Source organism: Vibrio sp. JCM 18905, from assembly GCF_055393305.1.
This window is the reverse complement of record NZ_AP043880.1, coordinates 1,040,229-1,053,498: the sequence shown is the minus strand read 5'-3', so window position 1 is coordinate 1,053,498 and position 13,270 is coordinate 1,040,229. Positions and strand designations below refer to the sequence as shown.

Below are 13,270 nucleotides of genomic sequence, written 5' to 3'. Positions count from 1 at the left end.
TACGCGACCGCTTTGGCCTAAAAGTTTAGGTATGGTTGATAATTAAGGCGTTTTAAGCAAGCTATGTACCATAATTAACGCCAAAATAATGACTAAACACTCAAGTAGAGCTTAATATCTGATTAAATTAGCCTTTTTAGAATTAGGCTTCTTTTAGTATTAGTGCCGGTGTTCTGGCGGGATTGGCAAATCGTAATCCTGAATTTTGGGGCGCTGTCCACCTCGTTTTCGGTATTGTTTCAACTGGAATACAAATGCCAAAACCTGAGCCACCGCAGTAAATAATCCATCGGGGATCTCTTGTTCTAGCTCGGTAGTATGGTACAGCGCACGAGCAAGTGGCGGAGCAGGTACAATTGTGATGTCATGCTCTCGGGCGACTTCTCGAATCTTCATTGCCATGTGATCAGTACCTTTAGCGATCACTACCGGCGCACGGTCTGTCTTCTGTTTATAACGAAGCGCAACCGAAAAGTGCTCTGGGTTGGTAACAATAACATCAGCCTGAGGAACGTCTGCCATCATACGACGTTGAGCCGCTTCTCTTTGCAGCATACGAATGCGTCCTTTGACCTCTGGCTTACCCTCGGTTTCTTTATATTCGTCTTTGACTTCTTGCTTGGTCATTTTTAATTGATCAGCGTGCTGCCAGATTTGAAATGGAATATCGATGGCAACCACGATCAACAGCGAACAGCTGATCAACAAGATAAAGTTCAGCAGAATATCTAAAGCATGGAAGATGTTTTGCGGATACACATCCATACTTAATTGAATCAGATCCGCCTGCGATGCTTGGATCAAATAGATCGCGACACCAGTAACCAAAACCACTTTAAGAATTGATTTGATCAACTCTACCCAGCTTTGCATTCCGACCATCCGCTTTAAACCGCTAAGCGGATTCATTTTCGACAGCTTTGGCATAGCGGCTTGAGCAGAAAAACTGATTCCTCCCACACCCGCAGCACCAATCATGGCGGCAGTAAACAATGTCGCTAGCACCAAAAATAGAGGGAACAACAAATCGGTCATCGCCCCTAAAGCAATGTCAAATAGCTTTGCCGTATCAAAAATCTCTTCTCGTTGAAGATCAAATAAACGGCTCATGATGGAAAACAATGAACGTGCTAACGCCTCGCCAAACCACATCAGTGAAATGGCGCCAACGATCAGTACAGATGCTGATGCAAGTTCTTTAGACCGAGCAATCTGCCCCTTTTCTCTGGCTTGTTGTAACCGTCGGGGCGTGGCTTCTTCGGTGCGTTCCTGACCGTCTGATTCTGCCAATTCTTAGCACTCCAAGCGAATGAGTCGACAAATCTGCGCCTCACCCACTGTCCAGAACATTTCATAATGACTATAAAGGCCAGCCAGTATGTACCAACAAAGTAATAGGCCCACCATCAAAGCAAAAGCAAAACCAAGCGAGAAGATATTCAGCTGTGGTGCGGCACGGGTCATTACACCAAACGACAAGTTAATGGTAAGTAGTGCAATAATGCCAGATAGCGACATACTCAGTGCCGTTTGGAACATGATGCCAAGCCAGCTCGCCATTTCACGGAAATCAACCGCGTTGAGCGAGCCGGAACCAATCGGCAAGGTTTTAAAGCTGAACACGACCAGTTGCAGCATTTTCAAGTGCCCATCGGTGGCAAGGAAAAACATTGTCGTCAAAAACATGAATAGCTGACCAAGCAATGGCGTGTTCTGACCATTTGCGGGATCAACCATAGAAGCGAAACCCAAACTTGACTGCATACCCAATATTTGTCCCAACAAGACAAAGGTTTGAATCATAAATTGAGTGACCATACCCATCGCAATACCGATGATCATTTGCTCGGCAATGGTCATAAAACCCCGAAACGAGAGCAACTCAATGTCTTGGGGCACTGCAGGGATCGCTGGCATGACGGCAAAAGTAATAGCTAACCCGAGGTAAAGGCGGATTCGTGGTGAGACAAATCGAGCCCCAGTTACCGTCATCACCATCAGCATGGAAGAGATACGAACGTAGGGCCAGAAATAGTTTGCGATCCAATCTAATACAACGCTAGTGGGGTATTCCATAGGCGCCTCTAATAAAGCACCTGAGGTAAGCGCTCAATCAAGCCATAGAAATATTCCATCAACATTTGCGTCATCCAGTGACCAAATAGCATTAGAGCCAAAAGCGTGACAATCAAACGCGGCAAGAAGCTCAATGTTTGTTCGTTGATGGAAGTCGCAGCTTGGAAAATCGCAACAATAAGGCCGATAAGCAAACTTGGGATGATAATGGCGCAGACCATGATAAGCACCATCCAAAGTGCTTCACGGAAAAGCTCGACAAACATTTCTGGTGTCATGTCTTATCCTCTATCTGCGCTTATCTAAAGGGCGAAACTGCCCGCGAGTGTCGAAAGTATCAAGTTCCAACCATCGACCAATACGAACAGCATCAACTTGAACGGCAACGAAACAATCATTGGTGACAACATCATCATACCCATTGCCATCAGTACCGACGCTACCACGAGGTCAATAATCAAAAACGGCAAGAAGAGCATAAAACCAATTTGGAATGCAGTTTTTAACTCCGAGGTGATGAAAGCCGGAATCAACACCGCCATCGACACATCTTCTGGGTTCTCAACTTGCTCTCCTGACATGGTTACGAACGTCTCCAAATCTTTGATTCGAGTCTGCTTAAGCATAAATGCTTTCATTGGCGCTTGTGCAGCATCAAACGCTTCTCTCGCAGTGACTTGCTCGTTCAAATAAGGCTGAACGGCTTTATCGTTGATTTCGTTCAGGACGGGAGACATAACAAAGAAGGTCAAAAACAGCGCTATACCAATGATGACTTGATTAGACGGCGTTTGTTGCAAACCCATTGCCTGACGCAATATCGACATCACCACAACAATTCGAGTAAACGACGTCATTAAAATCACCATGGCTGGCAAGAAGCCAAGCATGGTCATTAACGCTAAAATTTGCAGTGTAACCGAGTAATCTTCACTGCCATCTGGGTTCGTGGTCATGGTAAACGCAGGGATGCCACCACCACTAGAAACGGACATAGCACGACTGGCGCCAGTATCACTTTGCATCGCCTGAACAGTGACGCTACTTCCATCGGCTAAGTTACCTGGCAGGGCTGACTCCTCTGCCTCAGCAAACGAAAATGAAGAAAACAGCACGCCGACGAAAAGCAACAACGTGCTCAGGAGCAAACGAATCGGGTTACCCTTTGTCATGTTTTTTGATCAGTTGGCTAAATTGAGTCGCAAAAGCATTGGTCGCCAACTCTTCCTCTTTCAGTGGCTTATCTAACTTGGCTAACGTTTGGATTGATTGGCTGGTAATTCCAACCAAAAACTGCTCTTCACCCACTTGAACTACGGCGATTCTTTCTTTGGTGCCCACTGGCAACTGACTCACAATACGCAAGCCTTTTTGTTGCCCCATCGCCGGCACTTGCATACGTTTAAGTAGCCAAGCCAACAAAAGAATCACGCCGATCACAAGCACAAGCGAGCCCAGTGTCGTCGCAAGATCCAGATTATTTGGTGCGGCAGCAAATGCATAAGGAGCACTCAGCATTAAGCTCAGTGCTCCAGTGATTTGCGTCAATCGCGTTTTGATTGAGCGGCTCATCTTAACGTAGCTTCTTAATTCGTTCAGTTTGGCTGATCACATCCGTCAAACGGATACCAAACTTATCGTTCACGACCACGACTTCGCCATGCGCAATCAGTGTACCGTTGACTAATACGTCCAATGACTCGCCCGCTAGACGATCCAACTCAACAACCGAACCTTGGTTCAATTGCAGTAAGTTCCGAATGCTGATTTGTGAACGACCGACTTCCATCGAAATCGTCACCGGAATATCCATGATGGTGTCGAGTTTACGGCGCTCATCTTCGGTAATTGGGCTTGAAGTGTCTTTTAGCTCTTCCAGTGGCGCGGCCAATACTTCATCTACGTCAACAGAAGGTGCAGACGGGTCTTCGCCAAGAGCGGCTGCCCATTCATCTGCTAGCTTTTGATCGTCACTTGGTTCCATTTTTCTATCCTGTGTTAAGCCTTATTTAATGCCAAAGCATGTCTGTTCAATAAGGTATCTTAATCGTCTATATCGTCTTCATTCTCAAGCTCAGACATGATGTCTTTACCTAAGAAAGCTAAATCTGTTTTGACTACATGTGGGCGCTCAATTTCCTCAGAAATTTGCACCGCTAATTTGTCTTCCGAACGACCCATTTTTACGCGATAGGTCGGCAGGTCTTCCACAAACATTGTCGCATGTTCTGGCATTTCAATCGGGATGATGTCACCCGGTTGCAATTCCATGAGGTCACGCAAAGAGATGTCTTTTTCAAGCAAGTTAACGCGAAAGTTAACCGGACAATCCATAATCTCTTCACGTAATGCTGAGCTCCAACGGACGTCTGTCTCCATCTTGTCGGACTGAACACCTGCATCCAACAGTTCACGGATCGGCTCAACCATGGAGTAAGGCATAACGACATGAAAATCGCCGCCGCCACCATCGACCTCAATGTGGAAAGAACTCACGACAATCACTTCTGTCGGGCTGACAATGTTAGCCATACTTGGGTTTACTTCAGAGTCGAGATATTCGAACTCCACCCCCATCACTGGCGACCACGCTTCTTTGTAGTCTTCAAATACAATCTTCAGCAGCAGCTGAATGATGCGGCGTTCCGTTGGGGTAAATTCGCGCCCTTCGATTTTGGCATGGAATCGACCATCCCCACCAAAGAAGTTTTCTACCAGAATAAAGACTAAGCGAGCCTCCATGGTGATCAACGCTGTACCTTTTAACGGACGAAAACGCACCATGTTCAAACTGGTTGGCACGTACAATGTGTTTTGGTATTCGCCAAACTTCATCATCTGCACGCCATTGATCGACACTTCTGCCGTTTTACGCAGCATATTAAACAGACTAATACGCATGTGTCGTGCAAAGCGCTCGTTGATAAGTTCGAGCGTCGGCATTCGACCACGTACAATCCTGTCTTGCGACGAGAAATCAAAATTGACGGCACCTTCGTTGTCGTTTTCTATCGGTTCATCGACGTCATCAACATCGTCAACCCCGTGCAATAGCGCATCAATTTCGTCTTGGCTTAATAGATCGGTCACGTTTTACCTATTGAATAACAAAATCTGTAAACAGTACTTTTTCAATCACTGGCTTACCGACCGCAGCGTTTAGCGCTGCTTTGATATCTTCGGAAGCACGATCGCGCAATTCCACTCGTCCCGTTGGAGAACGCAACTGATCAACCGTCGCCGAAGCAAACGTTGATAACAAAGAGCTCTCAATCAGTGGCGAATGGTACCGCGCCAACTCTTCATTCTCTGTGCCGCGAACCATTAACTGCGCTTTAATTTGTACCAGTCTGTCGCGACGGTCCCCAGTAACGTTAAATACAAATGCCTGAGGAAGATTCACGTAAGCAATGGGCGAGGCATCTGATGCCTTCGCTTGAACCTGTTGAGACGCTTCAGCCTGAGCTGGTTCATCAGAGCCCATGAGAAAGAATGCTGCTGCACCACCGCCAAGTAGCAATACCACAACAGCGATTATGATGATAAGTAACTTACCTTTTCCTTTAGGCGCATCGGCCCCTTGTGACTGTTCTTCTGCCATTGTTGTCTCTTATTGTTCTTTTAGGTTACCGAGATGCTTAAGGAAGTCGTTTGGTAACCTTGTATTATTGCCTTTAAACGGCCTGTTATGCGTAAAAACTAATTCCATCACGCTTTGAAGCCACATTCAAATCCAGATTGACGTCAGCATCAAAGCTCTCTTCTGATTGTCCAGAAAAACCGCTGCCTTGAGCACTTTGACCATGTTGCTCAGCAGTATACCTACCTTGCTGCTGCCCACTGTTTTGTTGCTGAACAGAAGAATCAGCCAGTTGCATGCCCTGCTGCGCCAACATCTCTCTCAAGCGAGGAAGCGTCTGTTCAATGATGTCACGCGCTTGCGGGTTGTTCACCGTAAAATGCACATTAGCTACATCGTTGTTCATCGTCATACGAATTTGCATACGACCTAATTCTGGTGGATCAAGACGAATATCGAGGTTTTTTAGGTTCTTCGACATCATCATTTGCACTTTTTCCGCCACTTGCTCATTGGCCAACTCTTTGGTCAGTTGCAACGGAAGCTGAGCTTGCTGCACAGCATCAATACGCGCTTGTTGCTGCACGTTTGTTCCTTGTTGACCCGCCATCGCCTGAAGCTGCCCTGCTAAACCATGTTGAAGTTCTGGTTTATCTTGCTTATCCGCTGTCGCTTTAAGTGCACCAGCAGTCAATGCGGCATTCACAACTTTCTGGTTAACCTCTCCGTCCTTTACGCCTTGAAGCGCCGTCGGCAAATGAGCGGCGGCCAACGCATCTGGCATCGGAGATAATGCGACTTTATCTGTACTCTGAACAGCTTGTGGCTGAGCTGATTGAGGCGCAAAACTAAGGGCTTGCTGAGACATCCCCATAGGTGTAGCCTGGCGAGCCAAATGATGTTGTACTTGCTGCTCGGCGAGAACCTGTTTAACGTCAGTAGGAAGCGCAACAAACTGGGCAAGATCTTGCTCAGGAATATCGGCAATGACCGTCCCTTTTTTCAACCCTTCTATGATCTCTGTTTCTTGCTGAGTCAGTGGTTTTCCCTGCGCCAGTTTGGTATCTATGAGTTCGAGTTCATCCAAATAAACACGCTGAAGCCCATCAATTTTAGAGCCATCCAAACCCATCTCCAGTGGCGATAGTTCATTGGCAACGTCACCACTGACCATGCCCTTCTCGGTTGGGTGACTGACTTGTTTAGCCAGACCTTGCCAAGTAGCAAACTCAGACGAGAGCTTATCGACATCGATAGGTTGACCATGCTTATCTAAAATTGGCTCTAAGCCTTGACCGGCCATTGCCTGCACTTGTTCAAGCGATTGAGCTGATGGCATGTCATTCAAAGCAAGTTCATCAATGTCTGTTGTTTGCCCGTTGAACGAGTGTTCTAAACCCGCTCGTTGAGGCAAAACTTTGCCACTATCGATGGATGCATTATTCGCTTTCAAGGTTTGATTCGCTTGTTCAATACGAACAAGCAGCTGTTGTCCTTCACCCATCGCGCTTTTTGCGCCATTAGCAACTGAAGGGGTGTTAGAGAGTGAACCGACTTTCTCAGAGACATCAGCATCATTTTGCGAGTGCGCGCCTTGTTTGGCTTCCAGTAGGCTTGCTTCATCACTTTGAATGGTGTTCGCATGCTCTGTCAGCATGTCGCCAGAGCGGCTTTGCTCTTGAATAGCAGTATCTTGGCTTTCTTGCGCCAGCAACTCTTTGGCGTCGTTACTGCTCGCTTGAGCCACATCTGTGACCGCTTCTTGACTATCAGCTTTGCCAGACGAAAGCTTGTTAATCTCGGCACTGTTTTGGTCTTCACCGTTTAGTGATTTCGTTGCTACTTTTTCTGACTTTTGTGAACCTGAAAATGCATCCGTCAAGGTTTCCAAAAATCCCTTGTTCTCCGCGTTTTCTGTAGGTGCTTGTGCGGCAGAGTCAGACACTGACGTCTTGCTCGTCGCAGAAACATTGGACAAATTCACATTCATATAGAAATTCTCATTATCAGCAGCTTCGAGCGCTAGGCCGCTGCTAAATTGCACACAGTGGCAAATTTAGGTTATTGGGATGATCATCTACAAAGATATTTGCAAAAATTACGCCAATAACAAGCTCATTGCTGCAGTGACAAAACGAGCGTTATAAGTGGAAGCAATATCAACTTTTAAACATTAAAAAGGCTTCGCTCGACGGTTGTAAAGCAACGTTGAAAACTCATCCATTTGCTTTTGTTCCCGTTTGGCTTCAGCAAGCTGTTTCTCTTTCTCTCGCTTTTCGATCATCCACTCATAGGATTTGCGTTCTTTGCGTACTGTTAACCAGTATTCTTGACAGTTTTCTACCTGTTCTTTGAAATGACTTTCTGCTTGTTTCTGCTTAGATAACGTTTCGTCTAGCTGAGTGAGAAAGCGATTTAAATGCCCATATTCGCTTGCTGTTAAGCCAGCCTGGCCACGGTCGATAAGCTGTTGGCAATAATCAAGGCGATACTTTTCGATTTGCTCAACCTGACGGTAATAATCTTCAAGTTCAGAACGCGCTTTGTTCAGCGCAAGTACGGCTTGATCTTCACGCTCTTTAGTCTGCTCAAGTAGGAACTCCATCGCATTGTTCATGCGCTATCACCCGCCCAAAATGTTTCTAAGCATGTTGACGCACATATCGTATGGCACCGATTCTTTCATGCTCTGCTGTAAGTATTCGTCTAACTTTGGCTTCAATGTAAACGCGCCATCGATAGCAGGATCGGTGCCCGGTTTGTACGCCCCAATCGAGACCAAATCTTGGTTCTTGCGGCAAATCGACAAGACCTGACGTACCGCTTTCGACATCAGAACATGTTCTTCAGTGGTGATTTGCGGCATAACACGGCTAACCGACTTTTCGACGTCAATCGCAGGATAATGGCCTGCATCCGCCATTTCACGGGACAGCACAATGTGACCATCAAGAATTGCCCGCGATGCATCCGCAATCGGGTCTTGTAAATCATCGCCCTCGGTCAACACGGTAAAGAACGCCGTAATTGAGCCTTGTTCGGCGCTTCCGTTACCCGCACGCTCAACCAAAGCAGGTAGCTTGGCGAACACAGATGGCGGATAGCCTTTTGTCGCTGGCGGCTCACCAACAGAAAGGGCGATTTCACGCTGTGCTTGCGCAAAACGAGTCAAGGAATCCATCAATAACAGAACGTCCAAACCTTGATCGCGAAAGTACTCTGCAATGGTTAAGGCGGTTTGACAGCCTTTCAAACGCATCAATGGTGAAGCATCGGCAGGCGCAGCCACCACGACAGAGCGACGTCGTCCACCCTCACCTAAAATCTCTTCGATAAACTCTTTAACTTCGCGTCCACGCTCACCTATCAGACCGACTACAACAACTTGTGCGGTTGTACCTCGCGTCATCATGCCAAGCGTGACCGATTTACCCACACCAGAGCCGGCAAACAGACCGATACGCTGACCTTTACCTACCGTCAATAATCCGTTAATCGCTTTCAAGCCCACATCAAGTGGCTCTGAAATTGGCTTTCGAGCCAGCGGGTTGATTGGCTCAGCATTAAAAGAGGCGCGATGATCGGTATACAACGGGCCAAGTCCATCAAGCGGATTACCAACCCCGTCAATCACTCGACCAAGCAACTCCATGCCAACAGGCAAGCCAGCGTCACTGGTTAATGGCGTCACTCTAGCGCCAGGCAAAATGCCCGTAATTTGCTCGCTTGGCATCAAAAATAGGTTATCACCTGAAAAACCGACGACCTCGGCTTCCATCTGACCGGACATGGTTTCCACTAAGCATAAACTGCCAATTGGCGCGCGACAGCCTGTCGCTTCCAACGTTAACCCAACCACTCGAACCAGTTTGCCAGAGGCAACTGGGCGCGTCGTTAAGCCTTCAACTTTGTAGTTTCTTAAACGGTCAGCCAATGCTTGCATGGACTACTCACCCTCTTGATGACGGTTTGCACCACAAAAACTGTGCAACACGCTTTTGACGCGCTCTTCCATACGGTAGTTAATGCTTGATTCACCTGCCTCAATCTGGACGTCGCCTCGATTGAGTGATGGCTCAGCAACCAACGTCCAGTTGCGGCAATCAAGGTCTGCTTCGCCGTAAGCTGAGCGAATAATCGCAACGTCTTCTGGATTCAGGTGCAAGGTAATGGGATGACCTGATATTGGCAGCGCTTCAACCGACTGCTTAACCGTGTCCAAAATAATTTGAGGGTTGGTTTGTACTTCGACATGCACGACTTCTTTTACTAAACAGAGCACCATGTCTACCAGCTGCTTTTCAACCTGAGCATTCATTAGCTCTAACGGCTGAGCAAACTGGTTCGCTAAGTTCATAAAGGTTTCAACTTGCTGCTGAATATATTCTTGACCTGCGGTCACGCCTTCGGCTTTTCCAAGCTCCAGCCCTTCAGCATGGCCCGCTTGCAGGCCTTCTTCTTTGCCTTTGTCGTAACCTTGCTTAAAGCCGGCTTCTTGACCTTGATACAAACCTTCCTGATAAGCGCCTTGCTTGATCAGCTCTATCTGCTCTTCGGTTAGCTCAAGTGCTTGCTCTTCTTCTGGCTCTTCAAGATTCGGTACCCAACCCGGGTCATAGTTAAACGCGGTTTGTTTTGCTTGCTTGGCTTTGGGCTCGCCGTAATCAGGCAACCCCCAACGTTGTGGTTCGATCATCGAATCATCTTCATCAGGACGGATAAATCCACGTTTTCTTTCGCCAGCCATGGGTTACCTATTATGTATTCGATTAAGAAGTGAGGGCGCTCCGCAATAGGATAATCGCGGAGCAATAGAGATTATAAGAACTCGTCCGCACCACCAGACAACATGAGTTCGCCTGCATCGGCCATGCGACGAGCGATCGCTAGGATTTCTTTCTGTGCCGCTTCGACATCCGCCACGCGAACTGGCGGCATCGCTTCGATGTCATCACGCATCATCTCAGCCGCTCGTTTCGACATGTTCTTAAATACTTTTTCACGCAGAGAATCGTCGGCACCTTTAAGTGCTTTTTGCAACACGTCTTGTGGTACATCACGCAGCAATTTCTGAATACCTTGATCGTCCACTTCGACTAAGTTTTCGAAGACAAACATCAAGTCTTGAATTTGCGTCGCCATGTCTTCGTCTTGATCGCGAATCTGCTCCATCAACAAACCTTCGACGTTGTTGTCTAGATAGTTCATGATCTCCGCTGCCGCTTTCAGGCCGCCAATCTTGGCTGCTTGAGCGCCAGCTTGACCCGCGAACTGTTTCTCCATGATTTCGTTCAGCTCTGCCAGTGCCGATGGCTGAACTTCTTCAAGGTTGGCAATACGCATCATCAGGTCCAAACGCACGCGCTCAGGGAACTGAGACAAAATCTCCGCGGATTGGTCTGCTTCTAAATAAGACAATACGATGGTTTGGATCTGCGGGTGTTCGTTGACAATGATGCTCGCCACTTGTCGTGGGTCCATCCATTTCAGCGAATCCAAGCCTTTTGAACCCGTACCAAGTAGGATCTGGTCAACCAAGTTGTTGGCTTTGTCTTCACCAAGAGCCGCCACCAGCGCATTACGCATGAAGTCTTCGCTGCCCATGCCGATGTTGGTGTATTTCTGGATGTCCTCCAAAAACGCACGGTGAACGGCTGACACCTTGTCTTGGCTGAGATCTTTCGCCTTAGCCATCGCACTACCCACACGCTGGACCTGTTTTGGCTCTAGGTGACGAATAATGCCAGCGGCATCTTGTTCATTGAGACTCAGTAGCAAAATTGCTGCTTTTTCTTCGCCAGTAATGGTTGAGACATCCAGCTCAACTGGCATTCCCGCGGCGTTGTCATCTTGAGGTACGATATCGTTAGCCATTGTCATTCATCCAGTTTTTCACTACTTGAGCAGCAAGTTCAGGTTCATTCGCAACCAGAGCGCGCACCGCTTTCAATACATCTTCATCTTTATGAAGGTTTGGCAAATCAATACTTGAACCAAACTCAAACAGTTCGCTGCTTTCAATGTCGCTGCCAATCAGGCTAGTTTCACCATCCGCGCCAATCGGCAAGCCGTCTGGTCCGTACATTTCGTCTTCGTCATCACTGGTAGGGTTAAGCAATTTCTTCATTGCTGGGCGAACCAGAACCAACACAACAACGATGATCACTAATGCACTTGCGAACCAACGAACCCAGTCACTGAAGTTAGGGTGCTCCCAAATTGGTGGTTCTTCTAGCTGTTCAGCCTCAGGCTCTGCAAACTTCACACTCAGTACATTCAACAAATCACCACGGCCTTGGTCAAAACCGACCGTACCAATTAAGACTTGGCGAATAGCATTGATTTCAGATTCGGACATCGGGGTATAGGTCACTTCTCCCGTATCTGGGTTGACCTGACGACGGTCCTTAATCGCAACAGAAACTGTCTGACGAGCAACCGTCCCCGTCTGCTTACGCTCATGGCTGATGGTGGTATCAAGCTCAAAGTTACGCGTGGATTCTTTACGCACCGAACCCTGCCCCATGACAGAACCGTCTTTCATCTGAGCCACATCTTGCGGAATAGAGGCATCCGCTGGAGGCTGATTACTTAACGCCCCCGGAATACCCGCTACCATATTGCCGTTATTGTAATCTTCTAATGCGTACTCACTGCGGGTTGCAGGGGTATTGGGATCAAAGCGTTTGCGAGTTTGTTCAACCGCGCTGAAATCCATTTGGATATCGACCTGCGCCGTGTAGTTGCCATAACCTAAAATAGGTAATAGCACTGAATCAATTTTTTCACGCAGCGCTTGTTCCTGGCTACGCTCTAATTCTTGCTCTTTGCGTCGCGCAGCAGAAGCAGGGTCTTGAGAGCCTGAACTGAGCAAACGACCATGCTGATCTGTGACGGTAATGCGGGAAGTTTTCATTCCCGGAACGGCACTCGCCACCATGTCTACGATAGAATCAACTTCTTGCTGTTTGAGGTTCGTACCAGTCGACAGTGTCAAAAATACAGACGCTGATGCTTCTTGGTTATGACGCACAAAAACACTGTGCTTTGGTAGCGCCAATAAGACTCGCGCTTTACGAACTTGCTTCATTTCCTCAATCGCTTGAGCCAATTGACGTTCTCGACTGAGTTTAAGGCGCTCTTGCTCTAAACGTTGTGATACGCCAAAGCCCATATCTTGCAGCAAAATATCATCGCCCGCCTCTGTGGCTTGGTTTACGCCCGAGCGAACCATGCCAAGTTTGATCGAGTTGTATTCGCTCGATTCAACAGAAATGGTATTACCATCAAGCTTGTAATTGATTTTTTGCTGGTCCAGATAATCCAAAACGGGGATCAACTCTTCGGTCTCATACGCTCCAAGCGGGCGCATCTCCGGCTCTTTGACCCAAAAGAACAGCATCACGATCAATGCAACACAGATGGAGATTGACAGCACAAGTACAACTTGACGAAGTAAATCAAGGTCACCCACTGCCATATCAAATTTTGACGCACTGCGCTCCTCTAGATCTGGATTTTGACTCTCCACATCTACGTCGGAACTTGCTACCAGTGCACCATCTGAGCCGCCTTCAGTGACGGTTAAATCTGTAGACTTGTCTGCCACACTTA

Annotated in this window: 14 protein-coding genes; all 14 read right to left on the bottom strand. The window is 47.5% G+C overall.

The window, feature by feature from the left end; translation table 11 throughout:
• Positions 1–159 precede the first annotated feature (159 nt).
• The 14 genes from flhB to fliF all read right to left on the bottom strand — a co-directional run bounded on the left by flhB (position 160) and on the right by fliF (position 13,265).
• Positions 160–1,290, bottom strand: coding sequence for a flagellar biosynthesis protein FlhB (gene flhB, locus ACZ5ZC_RS21600; protein WP_464932276.1), 1,131 nt, complete (start codon positions 1,288–1,290; stop codon positions 160–162).
• Between the two features lie 3 nt (positions 1,291–1,293).
• On the bottom strand, positions 1,294–2,076 hold the full coding sequence (gene fliR, locus ACZ5ZC_RS21595) for a flagellar biosynthetic protein FliR (RefSeq protein ID WP_139060718.1): 783 nt from the start codon (positions 2,074–2,076) through the stop codon (positions 1,294–1,296).
• Between the two features lie 8 nt (positions 2,077–2,084).
• The gene (gene fliQ / locus ACZ5ZC_RS21590) at positions 2,085–2,354 is read right to left on the bottom strand and encodes a flagellar biosynthesis protein FliQ (protein WP_012841532.1); all 270 of its coding nucleotides are present in this window, start codon (positions 2,352–2,354) and stop codon (positions 2,085–2,087) included.
• A 24-nt stretch (positions 2,355–2,378) separates the two neighbouring features.
• The gene (fliP, locus tag ACZ5ZC_RS21585) at positions 2,379–3,248 is read right to left on the bottom strand and encodes a flagellar type III secretion system pore protein FliP (RefSeq protein ID WP_054868353.1); all 870 of its coding nucleotides are present in this window, start codon (positions 3,246–3,248) and stop codon (positions 2,379–2,381) included.
• The gene (gene fliO / locus ACZ5ZC_RS21580; protein WP_046875540.1) at positions 3,235–3,648 is read right to left on the bottom strand and encodes a flagellar biosynthetic protein FliO; all 414 of its coding nucleotides are present in this window, start codon (positions 3,646–3,648) and stop codon (positions 3,235–3,237) included. Before fliO ends, fliP begins: the two co-directional genes overlap by 14 nt.
• Position 3,649: 1 nt before the next feature.
• The gene (gene fliN / locus ACZ5ZC_RS21575; protein WP_012841530.1) at positions 3,650–4,060 is read right to left on the bottom strand and encodes a flagellar motor switch protein FliN; all 411 of its coding nucleotides are present in this window, start codon (positions 4,058–4,060) and stop codon (positions 3,650–3,652) included.
• Positions 4,061–4,119: 59 nt separating this feature from the next.
• Positions 4,120–5,166: a flagellar motor switch protein FliM gene (gene fliM, locus ACZ5ZC_RS21570; protein WP_006741703.1), complete on the bottom strand. Its 1,047-nt coding sequence runs from the start codon at positions 5,164–5,166 to the stop codon at positions 4,120–4,122.
• 7 nt (positions 5,167–5,173) lie between these two features.
• Entirely contained in the window at positions 5,174–5,677 is a 504-nt protein-coding gene (gene fliL, locus ACZ5ZC_RS21565; protein WP_464932275.1) for a flagellar basal body-associated protein FliL, read from the bottom strand.
• Between the two features lie 85 nt (positions 5,678–5,762).
• Positions 5,763–7,646 carry a flagellar hook-length control protein FliK gene (locus tag ACZ5ZC_RS21560; protein WP_464932274.1) on the bottom strand — a complete coding sequence of 628 codons (1,884 nt, stop codon included), beginning with the start codon at positions 7,644–7,646 and terminating at the stop codon, positions 5,763–5,765.
• Positions 7,647–7,829: 183 nt separating this feature from the next.
• Positions 7,830–8,273: a flagellar export protein FliJ gene (fliJ, locus tag ACZ5ZC_RS21555; protein WP_053808763.1), complete on the bottom strand. Its 444-nt coding sequence runs from the start codon at positions 8,271–8,273 to the stop codon at positions 7,830–7,832.
• 6 nt (positions 8,274–8,279) lie between these two features.
• Positions 8,280–9,599, bottom strand: coding sequence for a flagellar protein export ATPase FliI (gene fliI, locus ACZ5ZC_RS21550; RefSeq protein ID WP_464932273.1), 1,320 nt, complete (start codon positions 9,597–9,599; stop codon positions 8,280–8,282).
• Positions 9,600–9,602: 3 nt separating this feature from the next.
• Positions 9,603–10,403 (bottom strand): flagellar assembly protein FliH, encoded by an 801-nt coding sequence (gene fliH, locus ACZ5ZC_RS21545; RefSeq protein ID WP_065645190.1) that lies wholly within the window; start codon positions 10,401–10,403, stop codon positions 9,603–9,605.
• 71 nt (positions 10,404–10,474) lie between these two features.
• A complete protein-coding gene (fliG, locus tag ACZ5ZC_RS21540; RefSeq protein WP_012841526.1) occupies positions 10,475–11,530 on the bottom strand; it encodes a flagellar motor switch protein FliG in 1,056 nt (351 codons plus the stop codon).
• The gene (fliF, locus tag ACZ5ZC_RS21535) at positions 11,523–13,265 is read right to left on the bottom strand and encodes a flagellar basal-body MS-ring/collar protein FliF (protein ID WP_006741698.1); all 1,743 of its coding nucleotides are present in this window, start codon (positions 13,263–13,265) and stop codon (positions 11,523–11,525) included. The genes fliG and fliF overlap by 8 nt, the downstream gene beginning before the upstream one ends.
• Between the last annotated feature and the right edge of the window lie 5 nt (positions 13,266–13,270).